Origin of the sequence: Kribbella sp. NPDC048928 (assembly GCF_043197975.1) — a bacterium.
Classification (GTDB): domain Bacteria; phylum Actinomycetota; class Actinomycetes; order Propionibacteriales; family Kribbellaceae; genus Kribbella.
Genome location: NZ_JBICUC010000009.1, coordinates 25,498 through 41,140 on the forward strand (window position 1 = coordinate 25,498; position 15,643 = coordinate 41,140).

General features: G+C 66.9%; 19 protein-coding genes, 1 tRNA gene and 1 pseudogene. 9 read left to right on the top strand and 12 right to left on the bottom strand.

Annotated elements, in window-relative coordinates; all coding sequences use genetic code 11:
• The first annotated feature begins 35 nt into the window (after positions 1-35).
• A complete protein-coding gene (locus ACGFI6_RS32985) occupies positions 36-581 on the top strand; it encodes an AAA family ATPase (protein WP_393125587.1) in 546 nt (181 codons plus the stop codon).
• A gap of 14 nt (positions 582-595) precedes the next feature.
• On the opposite strand, the gene ACGFI6_RS32990 is transcribed toward ACGFI6_RS32985, so the two are convergent.
• Positions 596-1,651, bottom strand: a complete 1,056-nt coding sequence (locus ACGFI6_RS32990; protein WP_393125589.1) for an alpha/beta fold hydrolase — start codon at positions 1,649-1,651, stop codon at positions 596-598.
• A gap of 262 nt (positions 1,652-1,913) precedes the next feature.
• Positions 1,914-2,303 (bottom strand): nuclear transport factor 2 family protein, encoded by a 390-nt coding sequence (locus ACGFI6_RS32995; protein ID WP_393125591.1) that lies wholly within the window; start codon positions 2,301-2,303, stop codon positions 1,914-1,916.
• Between the two features lie 132 nt (positions 2,304-2,435).
• Here ACGFI6_RS32995 and ACGFI6_RS33000 point away from each other — a divergent pair, with 132 nt between their 5' ends.
• Positions 2,436-3,017: a sigma-70 family RNA polymerase sigma factor gene (locus ACGFI6_RS33000; RefSeq protein WP_393125593.1), complete on the top strand. Its 582-nt coding sequence runs from the start codon at positions 2,436-2,438 to the stop codon at positions 3,015-3,017.
• A 9-nt stretch (positions 3,018-3,026) separates the two neighbouring features.
• On the opposite strand, the gene ACGFI6_RS33005 is transcribed toward ACGFI6_RS33000, so the two are convergent.
• On the bottom strand, positions 3,027-3,485 hold the full coding sequence (locus ACGFI6_RS33005) for a nuclear transport factor 2 family protein (protein WP_393125595.1): 459 nt from the start codon (positions 3,483-3,485) through the stop codon (positions 3,027-3,029).
• Positions 3,486-3,637: 152 nt separating this feature from the next.
• Between ACGFI6_RS33005 and ACGFI6_RS33010 the strand changes: the two genes are divergently transcribed.
• Together ACGFI6_RS33010 and ACGFI6_RS33015 are read left to right on the top strand one after the other, a co-directional pair.
• Positions 3,638-4,555 carry a putative sugar O-methyltransferase gene (locus tag ACGFI6_RS33010; protein WP_393126373.1) on the top strand — a complete coding sequence of 306 codons (918 nt, stop codon included), beginning with the start codon at positions 3,638-3,640 and terminating at the stop codon, positions 4,553-4,555.
• 134 nt (positions 4,556-4,689) lie between these two features.
• Positions 4,690-5,037: a hypothetical protein gene (locus tag ACGFI6_RS33015; RefSeq protein WP_393125597.1), complete on the top strand. Its 348-nt coding sequence runs from the start codon at positions 4,690-4,692 to the stop codon at positions 5,035-5,037.
• 48 nt (positions 5,038-5,085) lie between these two features.
• Here ACGFI6_RS33015 and ACGFI6_RS33020 read toward each other — a convergent pair.
• The 5 genes from ACGFI6_RS33020 to ACGFI6_RS33040 form a co-directional block, all read right to left on the bottom strand.
• A tRNA-Arg gene (locus ACGFI6_RS33020) sits at positions 5,086-5,158 on the bottom strand.
• Positions 5,159-5,227: 69 nt separating this feature from the next.
• Entirely contained in the window at positions 5,228-6,517 is a 1,290-nt protein-coding gene (locus ACGFI6_RS33025) for a hypothetical protein (RefSeq protein WP_393125598.1), read from the bottom strand.
• Positions 6,518-6,609: 92 nt separating this feature from the next.
• Positions 6,610-7,215 (bottom strand): META domain-containing protein, encoded by a 606-nt coding sequence (locus ACGFI6_RS33030; protein WP_393125600.1) that lies wholly within the window; start codon positions 7,213-7,215, stop codon positions 6,610-6,612.
• Positions 7,212-7,724, bottom strand: a complete 513-nt coding sequence (locus ACGFI6_RS33035; protein ID WP_393125602.1) for a SigE family RNA polymerase sigma factor — start codon at positions 7,722-7,724, stop codon at positions 7,212-7,214. Before ACGFI6_RS33035 ends, ACGFI6_RS33030 begins: the two co-directional genes overlap by 4 nt.
• A gap of 220 nt (positions 7,725-7,944) precedes the next feature.
• Complete coding sequence (locus ACGFI6_RS33040) at positions 7,945-8,544, bottom strand: hypothetical protein (protein ID WP_393125604.1); 600 nt, start codon at positions 8,542-8,544, stop codon at positions 7,945-7,947.
• Between the two features lie 249 nt (positions 8,545-8,793).
• Here ACGFI6_RS33040 and ACGFI6_RS33045 point away from each other — a divergent pair, with 249 nt between their 5' ends.
• Genes ACGFI6_RS33045 through ACGFI6_RS33060 form a run of 4 tightly spaced genes read left to right on the top strand, consistent with a single transcriptional unit; the run spans position 8,794 to position 10,815 of the window.
• Positions 8,794-9,474, top strand: coding sequence for a hypothetical protein (locus tag ACGFI6_RS33045; protein WP_393125606.1), 681 nt, complete (start codon positions 8,794-8,796; stop codon positions 9,472-9,474).
• Between the two features lie 35 nt (positions 9,475-9,509).
• Positions 9,510-9,650 (top strand): hypothetical protein, encoded by a 141-nt coding sequence (locus tag ACGFI6_RS33050; protein ID WP_166679625.1) that lies wholly within the window; start codon positions 9,510-9,512, stop codon positions 9,648-9,650.
• A 41-nt stretch (positions 9,651-9,691) separates the two neighbouring features.
• Positions 9,692-10,297, top strand: coding sequence for an alpha/beta fold hydrolase (locus tag ACGFI6_RS33055; protein ID WP_393125609.1), 606 nt, complete (start codon positions 9,692-9,694; stop codon positions 10,295-10,297).
• An 11-nt stretch (positions 10,298-10,308) separates the two neighbouring features.
• On the top strand, positions 10,309-10,815 hold the full coding sequence (locus ACGFI6_RS33060; protein ID WP_393125611.1) for a GNAT family N-acetyltransferase: 507 nt from the start codon (positions 10,309-10,311) through the stop codon (positions 10,813-10,815).
• Positions 10,816-10,845: 30 nt separating this feature from the next.
• Here ACGFI6_RS33060 and mscL read toward each other — a convergent pair whose 3' ends face one another.
• From mscL to ACGFI6_RS33080, 4 genes and pseudogenes are all read right to left on the bottom strand, one after another.
• Complete coding sequence (gene mscL, locus ACGFI6_RS33065; protein ID WP_393125613.1) at positions 10,846-11,232, bottom strand: large conductance mechanosensitive channel protein MscL; 387 nt, start codon at positions 11,230-11,232, stop codon at positions 10,846-10,848.
• A gap of 189 nt (positions 11,233-11,421) precedes the next feature.
• On the bottom strand, positions 11,422-12,039 hold the full coding sequence (locus ACGFI6_RS33070; protein WP_393125615.1) for a hypothetical protein: 618 nt from the start codon (positions 12,037-12,039) through the stop codon (positions 11,422-11,424).
• 144 nt (positions 12,040-12,183) lie between these two features.
• A pseudogene (locus tag ACGFI6_RS33075) lies at positions 12,184-12,462 on the bottom strand (FmdB family zinc ribbon protein); the annotation flags it as partial.
• A gap of 76 nt (positions 12,463-12,538) precedes the next feature.
• Entirely contained in the window at positions 12,539-13,012 is a 474-nt protein-coding gene (locus tag ACGFI6_RS33080; protein ID WP_393125617.1) for a DUF1203 domain-containing protein, read from the bottom strand.
• Between the two features lie 78 nt (positions 13,013-13,090).
• Between ACGFI6_RS33080 and ACGFI6_RS33085 the strand changes: the two genes are divergently transcribed.
• Positions 13,091-15,631 carry a penicillin acylase family protein gene (locus ACGFI6_RS33085; RefSeq protein WP_393125619.1) on the top strand — a complete coding sequence of 847 codons (2,541 nt, stop codon included), beginning with the start codon at positions 13,091-13,093 and terminating at the stop codon, positions 15,629-15,631.
• Positions 15,632-15,643 lie beyond the last annotated feature (12 nt).

Sequence of the window (15,643 nt, forward strand, 5' to 3'; positions counted from 1 at the left end):
CGCGTGCTACAAGTGACGACGGTGACTGGAGGGCTATGTTTCTGCTGCAGATGTCGGGCGTACCGGGTGCTGGGAAGTCCACTGTCGCCGCCCACGTCGTCGACACGTTCGGCGCAGTAGCTGTTGACTACGACGTTCTCAAGACCGCTGTTCTCGATGCAGGGTTCGACCTCGCCGACAGCACGAAAGCTGCGTACGAGGTGATGTACGCGCAGGCCGGCCACCTGCTCGTGCAAGGTCATTCGGTGGTGATGGACAGCCCGTGCTTCTGGCCGCGGATCCTCAGCGAGGGCATGGAGCTCGCGAGCCGGCACGACGCGACCTACCGCTACATCGAGTGCCAGATCGATGACTTGGAGCTCCTCGACGAGCGGCTCAGAGCACGGCCTCGGCTACGAACCCACCGCCCCGCTGTGAACGTCCCACCACCCGACGCCGTTGGCGCTCCCTCGGACGGCGAGGCATTCTTCCGGGAGTCAACGACCCGCATCCAGCGGCCGCCGAGCGGCTACCTCCAACTCAACATGCACCAGCCCCTCGCGGACCTCTACCCCAAAATCAACACCTACCTGAACCCGTAACAGCCCGGTGTCTGTTAGAGCCGGTCCGCGTCGACGACGGCCTGGGCGAAGTCGCGTGGTGCTTCCTGAGGCACGTTGTGCCCGACGCCGAAGGTGCGGTGCTGGTACCGGCCGGTGAAGTGGTCGCGGTACGAGCGGCCGTTGCCATCCGGTGTGAACGGGTCGTCCTTGCCGTCGATGGTGATGGTCGGTACGCCGATCTTCGGGGCGTTCTGCAGCTTCTTCTCCAGGTCGGCGTACTCCGGCTCCGCCGGGATCAGGCTCTGACGCCAGCGGTAGTTGCCGATCACAATCGCCTCGTAGTCAGGGTTGTCGAACGCTGCCGCAGTACGCGCGTACGTTGCGGCGCTGTAGTTCCACGTCGGGGAGTTGAACTTCCAGATGAACTCGCCGAGCTCCCGCCGGTAGAGGTGCAGCCCCATCGCGCCGCGTTCGGTCGCGAAGTAGTACTGGTACCACCAGGCGTTCTCGGCCGCTGGCGGCAGCGGGGTCTTGTTGGCTTCGAGGTTGGTGATCAGGTAGCCGGTGACGGAGACGAGGGCCTTGACGCGCTCGGGCCAGAGCGCGGCGATGATGTCGGCAGTACGCGAGCCCCAGTCGTAGCCGGCCAGTACGGCCCGCCGGATCCCGAGTGCGTCCATCAGCGCCAGGATGTCGAGCGCGAACGCAGCCTGGTCGACGTTGCGGGGCGTGGAGGCCGAGCGGAACGTTGTGCTGCCGTGGCCGCGCAGGTACGGCACGATGACCCGGTACCCGCGCCGGGCGAGCAGCGGGGCAACCTGCTCGTAGCTGTGGATGTCATACGGGAAGCCGTGCAGCAGCAGGACCGGCGTGCCGTGCGACGGGCCGAGCTCGACGTACCCGACATTGAGCACCCCGGCAACGACCTGCCGCACCGGCCCAAACGCGCCACCCTTCGACACCCCGCTGGCTGACTCAGCTGAAGCTGTCGGTGCTGAGCCGGCCATCACGATCGGGACGACGCCGGCTGCCAGCGCCGCACCACCCGTGGTGCGCAGGAAGTGGCGGCGGCTCTGGTCCTGCCCGCCGCGGGGATTGCTGGTGGTCATGAGATGCCTCTCTGGTGGTCGACCAACATCGATTCGCCACCACGCTCACATCTCCACCCCACCATCACCCCAGGGAAAGTCACTGGTCACCTGACCCCAGTACCGAAGCCGCGCCCAATTCGCCTGGTTCAGTGCCTGATGGTGGGCTCCCCGGCCACGCTCCGGTCGGGGATCCACGGCCGGAGTATCCCCTTGACGGCCGGGGAACCCGCCACAGTCCATCACAAGAACAGTCCACCCCGGCGATCGGCCCTCAGCTGCCTCAGAACATGCCGTGTGGGTTTGCGGGCGTCTTGGGCACCGGTTGCACTACGTCCCAGTGTTCGCTGACCAGGCCGTCCCGTACTCGAAAGATGTCGACGACCGCCAGTTCCTGCCCGTCGCGGGTGACGAGGCGGCTGTGGACCACTACGTGGTCCGCGTCGGAGATGATCCGCGCGGCCTCGACGGTGCCGTTGACGAGCTCGTCGCCGATCGGACCTCCCAGGTAGTCGATGAACGCCTGCCGCCCCGAGGTGACACTTGGATCGAGGTGCGCGACGCGCGGGTTGTGCGAGACGAAGTCATCGGCCAGCAACGCACCGACACCGTCGACATCACCGGATCCGAACCGCTGAACCAAATCGAGAACGACCTCCCGACCTGATGACACGAACCTGCTCCCTTCATTGGTGTGGTTTTCACGGCATGACGTGCCACAGCGCCCTGATGTCACGCGTGACATCAGGGCAACCGCAGCCGTCATGTCCCGTACGCGGGAGATACTGAATCGGGAGTTGATGAGATGGACGATCAAGCAGTTGCAGAGTTCGCGGCACATCGCCGGCAGCTGGTTCGGGCTGCTTACCGCGTACTGGGCGACAACTCCCGAGCCGAGGATGTCGTGCAGGAAGCCTGGCTGCGCTGGACGAGGGTCGATCCCGGGACCGTACGGAACCCGCGTGGCTTCCTCTACCAGACAGTCACCCGCCTGGCGATCGACGAACTCCGCAAAGTTGCCGTGCGCAACGAGGTGGCTGTGGCTTCCGGCGAGCTGTCCACCGTCGATCCCATCGAGGGCGTCGAGCTCGCTGAGTCGGTGGAGGGTGCTCTTCGACTGGTCATGCAGAGCCTCAGCCCGGTGGAGCGAGCGGCCTTCCTGCTGCACGAGGTGTTCGGCTTCTCCAATGCGGAGATCGCGTCGATCACAGGCCGTACGGATCATGCCGCGCGGCAACTCGTCTATCGTGCCCGGCGGAAAGTACGGGCCGGACGCCCGCGCTACGAGCCGACCCGGCAACAGGAGGCGGCCATCCTTCAGCGCTTTCAGGAGGTCGCGACCTCCGGCGGCGACTTCCTGACGCTCGCCGCTGCGTGCTCGAGCTAGCTGGACTGTCTACATACTGGGGTTGGTCTGTGCCTCGGTAAGTGCCTCGAGGATCATCTCCGAGACTGCTCGGGTATCCCAGTAGGCCTGTCCCTCATAGGTCTTCCCGTCGCGCAGCGAAACCCGATCCACGCCGTGCCAGGTCAGATCGCGACCGCCGATGGTGGCGTGCCCCGCCCACTCGATCATGACGCTGTCGCCGACCGGCGCCCACCGCTGCACCTCGAGCCGGAACCCCGGAACCCGAGCAACCAACTCCTTGAAGTGATCGATGACCTCCTGCGCATTCCCCGGCCGCTCCATCGGCGGAATCAGGTTCTGCGTGTCCGGATGCATCAGATCGCGCAAGCTCTCACCGTCCGGCCGATCCCAACGAGCAGCAAACCCCGCAACCCACCCCTCAGCCTGCGCCAACTGCTCCGCACTAGGCGCTTCATAACCAAACGTGCCAACACCGCTGCCTGTCATCAAAGCTCCTCCGAACAAAACATTTAGTACGAACGATCGTATTTATTCGTCAAGAACCTGTCAACCATTCCGCGACGCCTCGCTAGTATTCGAGCCGTTGCCGGGCGTGGTCAGGTGTTCTCGATGTCGGACTCGGCGACCTCCTGCAGGACATCGACACGCTCGGGCTCGAGAGGTTCAAGTCATGGCCGAGGTCCGCGACGTGGTTCTATCCGCGCTATGGCAATGGCTTCAGTAACCTCTCGATCGGCGTGGCCTACGAGGCGGCCCTGCAGGCCAATCCGCAGGCAAACAAGAACTGGGTCACCTCGGCGCTGAACGGCGCCTTCGAGGCGCGCCGTGACTACGACGTCGCCGGCGTCTGCTGGAACCAGGATCGCTGGCCGGCGAACCTCGAAGACTTCGGCGAGAGCCCGGTCGGTACTCCACCGCAGGCGTACGGACTGAGCCTGATCGAAGGCGTGCGGTTCGGGCGGCCGTATCTCAACTACCTGATCGTCCTGGCGGCCCTGTCGAACCACGTCGACACACCGCCGAAGAGCTTCCTGGAGATCGGCGGCGGTTTCGGCGTACTCGGCGAGATCGTGATGTCCCGTGACCCCGAGGCCAGGTACGTCGACCTCGACATCCCTCCCTTGGTCACCGTCTCGTCGTTCTACCTGACCGAGCTGTTCGGTCGCGACCGCGTTCAGACATACGACGACTCGGTCGCCGACAGCGGGGCAATCGATGTGAAGCGCTCCGCGGTGCTCCCGACTTGGCGGCTCGAGGACGTCCGGGCCGACTTCGACGTGTTCGTCAACTCGTACTCCTTCCAGGAGATGGAACCCGAGGTGGTCGACAACTACATCGACAAGATTTGCGCCATGGGCGTCACGTACGCCGTATCGCTGAACTCCGAGCTAGGCACCGCCAAGGCTGAGCAGGCCGGCGAGTGGGGCTCTCTCCAACCGGTCACCTCGGCGGACATCCTCAACGGCTTCCAGAAGCGCGGCTACACCCTGATAGGCCAGTACGGCGCCCCCCTCATCCACGCCGGCCGCCAACTCAACGTCCTGAAGAGAAACTGACGCAACCGACTCCCGGAGTGCGGACCGGCCCGTACAGCGCCCAGACATCCTTCGCGCCCGCTCGAGCGCCCCTCAAGAGGCGACGCTCTACCTGAACAACATGCTCCTCCGGCAGCTCGCTAGGGTGACAGAGTATGAGGGGTGACGAGGAACGAGTCACAACCGTGTTCTGTTCGTGGCTGGAGCGGCAGGGCTGGACGGTTCAGCGTGAGGTCGGATTCATCGACGTCTCCGCCCAGCGAGGCGAGGAACGGCTGCATGCCGAAGTCAAGGGCCGCACGAGCTCGCCGGGTTTGGACGTCGACACGATGTTCGGTCAGCTGCTGCGCCGCATGACCGACCCCACGGCCCGCTATGCGGTAGTGGTGCCCGAGGGCCGAGCGCTCACCGCAGTACTCCGAGTGCCCGCGCCAGTTCTCGAACGACTCGGCATCAACGTTTACGCCGTCACCGACGACGGCGCAGTGGATCAGATCAGCTGAGCGGGACGTATCCCCCAAACCACCCCGACCCGACCCAAACAAAACAGGTGCCCCCGGCAGGATTCGAACCTGCGACGCACGGTTTAGGAAACCGACGCTCTATCCCCTGAGCTACGGGGGCGCACCCGGGGAACAGCCTAGCGGACGGTGGGGTGGGGTCTGGTGTTCAGAGGGGTGGGGCGGTGGGGAGTCAGCCGGTGAGGGCGGTTACGCCGAGGTGGCCTGCGATGGAGTTGTAGCGCTCGGCGTAGAGGGTGGTGCAGCGGGAGGCTGCGCAGCCGGCGCCGGCGAAGACGATGCCGCGTACGGTGGCGGAGCTGCTGCCGCGGCGGGTGTAGACGGGGCCGCCGGAGTCGCCGCCGATGATCGCGATCAGGCCGCCGCGGGTGGCGCGGATGACGTACGTCGTGCAGCCGTCGGAGTCGCAGTACTTGGCTGATGTCGAGCGCACCGTGAGGCTGCACACCGACGTACTGAAGCTGCCGGACTGGCACACGACGGTGCCCACACCGGGATCACCGCCGCCGGTGACGGTACGGGTGTTGGCGGTGTCGCCGGGGCCGTCGGTCCAGATCTTCGCGCCGTACGAGCTGCCGGTGACCAGCGACTGGTCGTAGTCCGGGTAGTTCGTGCGGACTGTGGTGGTCCCGTAGTAGTTGGCGCCCGACTTCCAGACCGTGCCGGGGGCGCCGCAGTGGCCGGCGGTGACCGATCCGCGTTGGCCGTTGGATCGGCGTACGACGGAGAAGCCTGCCGAGCAGTTCTTCGCCGCGGACGTGATCCTGGCGCCGCCCCAGTGGCCGCCCTTTGGGGTGTCGCTGAGCCGCGTCGTACGGGCGAGCGAGCCGGCGACGAGTTGAACGCCGGACAGCTTGCGCAGGCCCGCGAGCGAAGCGGGGGAGGTGGTCGCGCCGTCGTACTCGACGAGGATGTTCTCGCTGGTCGGATCCAGGTCGGCCGCGAACGTCGTTCGGGAGGCGTCCGAGGACCAGGAACGTTTGCCGACCGTGTTCCAGGCGTCGGCGATGGCCTTCGCCGAGCGGCAACTGTGCTCGACCTTCACCATCGACTTGCCCGCCGTCGGCAGGTTCCGGGACATCGCGGACTGGTACTTCTTGGTGTCCACCTTCGCGGCGTCGACGACCACCTCGTACCCGGTCGTCGCGGAGCCGACCACGCCGACGACGCCCTGGCTCAGCCCGTACGGCAAGCCGGACGTCGGCCGGCCGGTGGCGTCCACGGGTTCGAGGGAGCGGATCGCGGCCGAGATGCCGTCGCCGAGCGACTCGCCGAGCGGTCGCGCGTCGGACGCGGACGTCGGCTGCGCGAGCCGGGTCGCCTCCGTCGAGCTCGCACTCGGTTGTGCGTGCGAGCACGCCGCGGCGCCTGCGGCCGCACCTGATGAGGGCGCGGCGAGCGCGACTGCGAAGAGTGAGACTGAGCCGAGTGTGACGAGCGGGACGGTAACGGAGAGTCGCACGGAGCTCCCAAGATCGGTGAACCAAACACTAGATGGTCCGGTCAGAAACTCCGTTCCGTCAAGAGGCGATCACCGTCCGCGAGCAGAATTGACTACCGTGCGCGAGCGTAACTCGCAAGTTTAGCGCCGTCGGCGCCGAAGAACCGCAGCGTGTCCGCGCTGACCTCGACCCGCTTGGCGGCGGTCAGTACGGCGGTGTGCGGTACGTTCTCGCAGCCGATCATGTGCTGCGGACCGGACGTCGCTGTGAACGCACCGCGCTGGCCGATGGTGTACGTCCCCTGCAGGCTGTTGCAGCCGTCGGAGCCGGACCAGGTGCCGTTCGGCTTGAAGACCAACAGCGGGTCGTCCGGCCGGGCGGTCTGCAGGGCCTTGAACCCGGCCAGTTGCTGTGGGCGCCACGTGCCGGCCACGGTCTGCGTTGCTGCCGCCAGGGCTGTAGGCGTCGGCGCGACAGAGGGGGAGCTGCCGGCAACGGGTGCCTGGGTCGGCTGGTTGTGGGAGCCGGCCAGGCCGAAGCCGACCACGGCAACCGCGGCGACGGCGACAGCGGCCGCTCCGGTAGCCATCCAGGTACGTCGCTGGGCACGCCGGGCGCCCGTCGTGGCGCGCTCGGTCAGGTCCGCGCTCTGCGGCACCGAGGCCGCGGCGCGTTCGAAAGTGCCTCTCAGATCGTCCTCGAGATCGGTCTTGCTCACTTCAGCCTCTCATTGACGCGATGGGAATCTCTGGCCTCTGCGTACGCCGGTCGCTGCCGTAGCGAGGCGAGCGCCCGGCTTGCGGTGGAGCGCACGGAGGACGCTTTGATGCCGAGCACATCGGCGATCGTCTGGTCGTCGAGGTCCTGGTAGTAGCGCAGGACGAGCACGACCCGTTCACGAGGGGACAGCGTGGCCAGCGCGCGCCACAGGTCGTCGGAGTTCGCGATGCCGGTGGCGTGGTCGGGCACCGTGTGGTGTGGGTCCAGGTCGGCCGTCGGTGCTTCGCTGAACGAGCGCCGCCGGGTCATCGACAGGTACTCGTTCACCAGGATCCGCCGGACGTAGTGGTGCGGATCGTCCGCGTTGCGCACCTTCCGCCACTTGCGGAAGGCCTGCATCAACGCGATCTGCGCCAGGTCCTCCGCCCGCTGGTAGTCGCCGGAGACCGTGAACCCGAGCCGCACCAGTTCCTGTCCGCGGGCGGACGCGTACTCCTCGAACTCCACTCGCCACTCCCTGGCTGGGCGTAAAACTCCTCACACCTATTAGACGCATCGACCCGCACAGCTGATGCAGCCGTTGCCACACAGTTCGATCTCCGGTACCGGCCCGGTCCGGCGACCGTTGCCGCGGCCTGCCTCGCGGGTCGACCTCGGAAGGGACCCGCAAGGCAGGCGCGGGTTTGACCCCACGCGGACGGCTTCGGGGTGCGCGTCCGGTGTGAGGTCAGCGCAGGCCGAGCGACTTGGTCAGCTCGGCGGTCACCTGGCGTGGTGCCGGCAGGACGCCAGGCTTGGCCTGGCCTTCCAGTGAGGTCGCCACCAGGCGGTGGCAGCCGAAGGTCTCGGCGGTGAACGACAGGACGCCGCGGTTGTTGTCGGTGAACCGCAGGACGTAGGTCGGGCCGAGTTCCTTGGTGCAGATGCTCGGCTTCTTCGCGACGGGTTTCGCCGCGTTCACCAGGGCGAGCAGTTCGGTGGCCTGCTTGCCGGTGCGCTTGGTGGTGACGGTCGCGTAGTTCTGTCCGGTCGCCTGGGCGTCGTACTGGCAGATCGTCACGCTGACCGGGGTGAACGTCGATGCGGCGACACCCTGGCCCCAGACCGCCTTGTCGGTGGCCGTCCGGACAGCCGTGATGGTTTCGGGGCAGTCCATGCTCGGAGTACCGCTGGGGGAGCTGCTCGGGGTGGGCGACGGGGTCGGGGTATCTGTGGGCTGGGCGGCGGGCGGGGACGAGGCTTCCTCGGTGCCGCAGGCGGCGGCGAATCCGAGTACAGCCACGACGAGCGTCGCACCGATCAGGTCCCGTGTCCGTTGTGCACTCACGACTCGGTCCTTCCGGGTTGGCAAGGGCAACATGATGGTGGACCGGGGTCTCACCCGGCGTCCCCGGAACATCACGGCGGCACGTCTATCCGGTCACGTCGCCCGATCGAACCGCAACCGAGGCACACCTGTAACGTCCGCGCACTGGCCCGCGACGTCCGCGCACTGGCCTGGGAAGTCGACGCACTGGCCGCTCCCGCCGCCCCTTGCGGCTGCCGATGTCCCGCCGCGGACCTAAGATTCTGTCTCGTGGCCAGGAAGAAGGCGAACGCGGACGCCGCCGCGCAGCGGGAGTGGGAGCTCGGCATCGACTGGGCCCGCTGGCTGCTCGACGGCAATGTTCCGCAGCCGCTGCACGTCTACGGCATCGTCCTCGAGCCGAACGAGTTCGCCTACCTGCAGACCACCGCGCAGTACTCCCGGCTGTACGGCGGGAACGGCCGCTACACGACCAGCGGCGGCTTCTTCATCGGCAAGCCGGGCATGGTGCTCGGCATGATGGCGGCCAACGCCGCGGTGAATGCGAGTCGAAAGGCCGCCGCCAAGCGGAACATGCAGGCGTCGTGGCGCGACCTCCAGGAGCTTCCGGTACTGGCGACCAACCTCCGGCTGATGTGTCACCTGCCGACCAAGGGCTGGATGAGCTTCTACTACAGCGCTGTGCAGGAGTTCTATCCCGACACGGACAACTGGATGATCACCTTCGGTTTCCAGAACGCCGTACCGCTGCGGATCGCCGGCCTGGCGACGCCGACGCTGGCCGTACTGGCGTCGTGGTGCGTGCACGGGAACGGCCGGTGGCAGGGCGAACCGGGGATCGCGCCGCTCGTCCAGGCCGCCCTGAGCCCGCGCCCCGCCACCGACGAGATCCCGTACAGCTCCGACGATGATCTGGACAACCGGAGGCTCGATCCCGAAGGCCCGCGCTGACCGGCGGTGTCTGACACCCCAGGTAATCTGGAGCCATGACGAGCCCGTACGAAGACGACGAGCCGCTGCTGCCGGAGCAGACCCGTGACGACGACCCGCGCACCTGGGGCGACAACGACTTCGGCAGCGACGACGACGATCGCATCCTGAACGAGGTCCCCCCACACCACGGATGACCGCATCGGTGTTTCTTGTCCATGGCGGCCTGTGGGACGGCATGACTGCCGACGCTTTCTGGGGTACGACCGGAATCACGACCGCCCTGACCGCTGCCCTCGCGCCGCACGGCCTGGACGTGTTGGCGCCAGATCGACCGCCACAGCCCAGTGGGTGGGACGTCGAGGTCGCCGCGCTCGGTGAACACCTGGCGAAACGTTCCGGTCCGGTAAGAACCGTTGGGGCCTCCAATGGATGTGGCGTCGCGATGCTGCTGGCGTTGAGGTTTCCGGAACTGGTTGATCGCCTCCTGCTGGCGTGGCCGGCGACAGGTGACGACGCCGCGGGCAATGAGCGGGCGCGGGCCGGGATGATGAGTCGCGGCTGCCCGGCCGACGTCGCGGACGGACTGCTCACGGCTGGGATTCTGCGCGGCGTGCGGGACGAGCAACTGGTGTCACTGACACGAATACGGGTGGCGGTCCTGGCCTCGGTACCGGAGAATCCGTCGCATCAGCGGAAGACGGTCGACGCGCTCCTGCGGTCGATCCGGGGGAGTCGTGAGCTGGCTGGGTGTCCCGAACCGCCGACGCCCGCCTTTCGTACGGAGAGCAGCCCGCCTTACCTGGATCAGCTGGTGCGAACGATCGTGGAGTTCGCCAACTGAGGGGAAAGAGCGTGGAGCTTCGGGGGTTCGACGACGGGTACGGCAGGCAGGTCGCAGGGTGGGCGGTGGACGAGAAGGAAGTCGCCTTGCTGTCCGGGCGGGTGGCCTACCCGTTCCCGGAGGCACTGCAGGCGAGTTGGCGGACGGTCGACGCCGACATCCAGTCCTATCTGCTGTTCGACGACGGGCGGCCGATCGGGTACGGCGAGGTCTGGCTGGACGACGAGGAGGACGAGGTCGAACTCGCCCGGATCATCGTTGACCCGGCGGTCCGCGGCCGGGGATTCGGTCGCGAACTCGTACGGGCACTGCTCGGGCCGGCGTTGGACGCCGGGTACTCGGAGGTGTTCCTGCGGGTCCGTCCGGAGAACGCGCCGGCGATCCGCGCCTATCACCACAGCGGCTTCGTCGACGTTCCCGCCGCCTTGATGGAGGAGTGGAACGACGGTCAGCCGGTGCCGTACCGCTGGATGCGTTATGCCGGTGAGCAGGTGGGTGCCGGCGAGCTCAGGGGCTGAGGTTTTCCACCCACCTGCCTGCGAACGGTCCTACTGGCGGGTGCGCAGCAGATCCCGGATCTCGGTCAGCAGTTCCTGGTCGGCCGTCAGCGGCTCGGGCTCCGGCTCCTGACCGCGCGCCCGACGCTCGGCCAGCTTGTTCAGCGGCATCACGATCAGGAAGTAGACGGCCGCGGCGACGAACAGGAAGTTCAGCGCTGCCTGCAGGATCAGCCCGATCGAGAACTCCGCATTGTTGACTGTGAACGTCATCGTCTTGCTGATGTCCGCCTTGCCGAAGATGGCAGCGACCAGCGGATTGATCAGGCCGTCGACGACCGCGCCGATGATCTTGGTGAACGCTGCGCCGATGACGACCGCGACCGCGAGGTCCACGACGTTCCCGCGCATCACGAATTCCTTGAAGCCCTTGAGCATGGTGCCTCCACGAAGCGGGTGGTTGATATCCGGGCCAAAGTAGAACTGTCAGCACCCAAGGGCGAGGGAGCGCGCCGCAGAACGACATAACGTGTCGGCACGTATTCGTTCGGTAACTAGGGCGTGTCTCCCAATCCCCCGCCTACTGCGGGGCACTCGTCGCTACGGCGCGGGAGTGGGAGACACGCCCTAGCCAGTGTCAGGTGTCATCGCCACGGTGATGCGTGAGTTCGCCCCGGCCTGTGCCAGTCGGGCGGCGACGTCCGGCGCGGTCGCGACCACGATCAGCGCTCCGGATGTGGTCGATCGAGGCTCCGGCAGGGCGACCACAGCCACGCTCCGGGCGAGCAGCGTTGCAGCGTCCGCGGTCGTGCTGGCGGCGGCGTACAGGCTGACGTGGTCTCCGACCCGAAGGAGTGTGGTGATGTCGGCGTCGTCGACGCGGATCGGGTACGCGACCGACCCGGACGGCACGGCAGGTGGCGCGAGAAAGCGCGCGTCGGTCAGTGGCTCGCCGGCTCTGACCGGTCCGCTGAGGACACGGGTGGTCAGCTCGTTCCCGGGTCTGAGCGCGCCGGACGGAACCGTGCCGGCTGGTAGGTCGATGGTGCGCAGATCGCTGTGCGCGGGCACAACGCCGCCGGTCAGATCGCGCGCGGCGGCCACCACCTTGACCGTCGGCGGTGGTGCGGGGGAGAGGGCCAGAAGTCCGAAGTACACAGCAGCGGCCGCGGCGGCGCCGGCGAGGAGCCGACGGTGCCACCGGGCGGCGCGGATCAGGTCACGAAGCAGCGAAGGGATCGTCATGCCAGAGAAAGTACGAGTTTCTCCGGCAGCCGCCTCTCAGTTATCCACAGGCTGCGGTCAGGCCGCGCTGGTGCCCGAGGAGGACGAGCCGCTCGACGACGAAGATCCGCTCGACGACGACCCGTTCGACGAGGATCCGTTCGACGAAGAGCTCGACGTACTCGAAGACGTCGACGACGAATCGGACGACTTCGAACCGTTGGACGAGGAGGAGTCGGACTTCGCCGGCACCGAACCCTTGCCGGACGACCGGCTGTCGGTGCGGTAGAAGCCGGAGCCCTTGAACACGACACCCACGGCGTTGAACACCTTGCGCAGGCTCCCCTGGCAGTTCGGGCACACGGTCAGAGCATCGTCCGTGAAGCTCTGGCGCACCTCGAGCGCTTCGCCACAGTCGGTGCACTGGTATTGGTACGTCGGCACGTCGCATCCCTTCAGGCCGCTGGCACTCCTACTACCCGACTGCTAATAATGCGCCAGCGGCCCGAAGTATTCCAACTCAGCCCTGTCGGCGCACCGTAAAGTTCCAGCAACCGGCCAGCATGTTCCGCACCTGGACGGTGTCCACGACCGGGTCCTCGAACAGTCGTCCGAGCTCCTTCTCGCTCGTCCCAGACTCTGCGACGACACCGTCCAGCATCTGACCCGCGGCGTCGTACGGCCGCAGCACCACCCGTCGATTCCGGAAGTCGACCGGGAAGTCGACCAGGAAGTCGTCGGCCGGCTCCGCGCACCCTGTCACGTGCATGAAGACCGGCCCGACCTCGGCGTACGGGCCACCGGCTGTCATCGGCCGGTGCGCGACCAGCGCGATCTCCTCACCGGCGCCCGCGATCGTCAGGCAACAGCGCAGCGGCTCGCCACCTTCGGACGTTCGCGAAACGACGGCGTTCCCGAAATCGTCGTGGCCGTTGCAGCGAATGCGGTGCAGCTCGGAACCGGGGACACCCTCATACCTCAACTCAGCGTTCATGTCGAGGGAACGCAGAGCAACGCAAAGTTGTGAGGGACCCCATTTGGGGAGGACGGGGTCATTCTCTACGGTTGGTCCGTGCGTCGCCTGCTTCGAGTCGTCATCATCAGCGGAATCGCCCTCGCCACGGTCCTCCTGGTGATCGCGGGAACCGTCGTCTACGTCGTCCGCCACTCGTTCCCGACGTACGACGGGACCATCGACCTGTCGGGGCTCGACGGTGACGTCAGCGTGGTCCGGGACGCCAATGGCATCCCGCAGATCTACGCCGACACCCCTGCCGACCTCTTCGCCGCGCAGGGGTATGTGCACGCGCAGGACCGGTTCTTCGAGATGGACTTCCGCCGGCACGTCACGTCCGGCCGGCTGAGCGAGCTGTTCGGCAAGACCGCGCTCGAGACGGACAAGTTCACCCGGACCCTCGGCTGGCGGCGGGTCGCCGAGCAGGAGCTGCCGCTGCTCAGTCCGACCACCCGGCAGTACCTCGACGACTACGCGCGCGGCGTCAACGCGTACCTGTCCAACCACAGCGGCTCTGGTCTCAGCCTGGAGTACGGCGTCCTGTCGCTCCAGCCCGGCGGTCCCAAGAACTACACGCCCGAGCCCTGGACCGCGGCCGACTCACTGTCCTGGCTGAAGGCGATGGCCTGGGACCTGGGCGGCAACCTGGACGAGGAGATCACCCGTACGAAGCTGCTCGCGGCGTTCCCGGCGCGCAACATCGAGAGCCTCTACCCGCAGTACCCCTACGACCGGAACCAGCCGATCATGTCGGCCGGCTCGGTGGGCAAGAACGGGAAGTTCACCACCGCACAGGTGAGTCCCGAGGTCCGGCGGGGCATGCTCACGCAGGACCTGCTCAAGTCGCTGGACTCGGTGCAGAAGGTTGCGAAGGGCCTGCCTGAACTGCTCGGCCAGGGCGACGGTGTCGGCTCCAACTCGTGGGTGGTCTCCGGCGACCACACGACCACCGGCAAGCCCCTGCTGGCCAACGACCCGCACCTCGGCGCGACCATGCCGGGCATCTGGACGCAGATCGGGCTGCACTGCAACAACGTCGGCAAGAGTTGCCCGTTCGACGTGTCCGGCTTCAGCTTCTCCGGCCTGCCCGGTGTGGTGATCGGTCACAACAACGCGATTTCCTGGGGCTTCACCAACCTCGACCCGGACGTCCAGGACCTGTACCTGGAGCGCGTCGACGGCGACAAGGTTCTCTACAACAACAAGTGGCGCGCGATGGTCACGCGCGAAGAGACGTTCAAGGTGGCCGGCCAGGACAAGCCGGTCAAGATCACCGTCCGTACGACCCGGCACGGGCCACTGATCTCGGACGTCGGCGCGGACGAGAAGAAGGTCGGTGAGCAGGCCGCCAAACAGGCCAAGTCCCCGACCGCGTACGGCGTCGCACTGCAGTGGACCGCGCTGAATCCGGGCAAGACCGCCGACGCGCTGTTCGCGATCAACATCGCGCAGAACTGGACCCAGTTCCGGTCGGCCGCGAAAGAGTTCCAGGTGCCCTCGCAGAACCTGGTGTACGCCGACACCGACGGCCACATCGGCTACCAGTCGCCCGGGCTGATACCGATCCGGGCCGTCGGCCGTGGCGACTGGCCGGTGCCGGGCTGGGACCCGAAGTACCACTGGAAGGGCTACATACCCTTCGACGCGCTGCCGACCGAATATGACCCACCGAGCGGGATCATCGTCACCGCCAACCAGGCCGTGGTGCCGAACACATACACGTACTACCTGACCAACTCCTGGGACTACGGGTACCGCTCGCAGCAGATACTGGACCGGATCAAGGCGGCCGGGAAGCTGGACGTGAACGCGATGGCGTCGATCCAGCTGGACACCAAGAACAAGTCCGCCGAGATGCTCGTGCCGTACCTGCTCCGGATCGCCATCGACGACTCGTTCGACAAGCAGGGCCAGGACACGTTGCGGAACTGGGACTTCACCCAGCCGCCGGACTCGGCCGCCGCGGCGTACTACAACGTGGTCTGGCGCAACCTGTTGTCGCTGACCTTCCATGACCAGCTCCCCGAAGGCACCTGGCCGGACGGCGGCTCGCGCTGGTTCGAGGTCATCCACACGCTGCTCGCCCAGCCGAACAGCGGCTGGTGGGACGACATCCGGACCCCGCAGCGGGAGAGCCGCGACGACATCCTCCGCGAGGCGCTGATCCAGGCCCGTACCGAGATCACCCAGAAGATGGCGCGGGAACCGGTGAACTGGCAGTGGGGCCGGCTGCACAAGCTGACGCTGACCAACCAGACGCTCGGCACGTCCGGGATCGGTCTGGTCGAGCGGATCTTCAACCGCGGCCCGTACGAGCTCGGCGGTGGCACGTCGATCGTCGACGCGACGTCCTGGGACGCCTCCGTGGGGTACGGCGTGACGTCGACGCCGTCGATGCGGATGGTCGTCGACCTCTCGGACTTCGACAAGTCCCGCTGGATCAACCTGACCGGTGTCTCCGGACATGCCTTCTCGTCGAACTACACCGACCAGACGGAGCTCTGGGTCAAGGGTGAGACGCTCCCGTGGGCCTACACGAGGGGCGCGGTCGAAGCGACCCGCAAACACTCCCTGACGTTCTCCAAACCGGACCGGTAGCAGGCGGTCCGG

Excerpts from the sequence above, each read along its gene's own strand:
- ACGFI6_RS32985 (WP_393125587.1), top strand. The coding sequence starts at position 36 with ATGTTTCTGCTGCAGATGTCGGGCGTACCGGGTGCTGGGAAGTCCACT.
- ACGFI6_RS32990 (WP_393125589.1), bottom strand. The coding sequence starts at position 1,651 with ATGACCACCAGCAATCCCCGCGGCGGGCAGGACCAGAGCCGCCGCCAC.
- ACGFI6_RS33000 (WP_393125593.1), top strand. The coding sequence starts at position 2,436 with ATGGACGATCAAGCAGTTGCAGAGTTCGCGGCACATCGCCGGCAGCTG.
- ACGFI6_RS33005 (WP_393125595.1), bottom strand. The coding sequence starts at position 3,485 with ATGACAGGCAGCGGTGTTGGCACGTTTGGTTATGAAGCGCCTAGTGCG.
- ACGFI6_RS33015 (WP_393125597.1), top strand. The coding sequence starts at position 4,690 with ATGAGGGGTGACGAGGAACGAGTCACAACCGTGTTCTGTTCGTGGCTG.
- ACGFI6_RS33050 (WP_166679625.1), top strand. The coding sequence starts at position 9,510 with ATGACGAGCCCGTACGAAGACGACGAGCCGCTGCTGCCGGAGCAGACC.
- ACGFI6_RS33055 (WP_393125609.1), top strand. The coding sequence starts at position 9,692 with ATGACTGCCGACGCTTTCTGGGGTACGACCGGAATCACGACCGCCCTG.
- mscL (WP_393125613.1), bottom strand. The coding sequence starts at position 11,232 with ATGCTCAAGGGCTTCAAGGAATTCGTGATGCGCGGGAACGTCGTGGAC.
- ACGFI6_RS33070 (WP_393125615.1), bottom strand. The coding sequence starts at position 12,039 with ATGACGATCCCTTCGCTGCTTCGTGACCTGATCCGCGCCGCCCGGTGG.
- ACGFI6_RS33080 (WP_393125617.1), bottom strand. The coding sequence starts at position 13,012 with ATGAACGCTGAGTTGAGGTATGAGGGTGTCCCCGGTTCCGAGCTGCAC.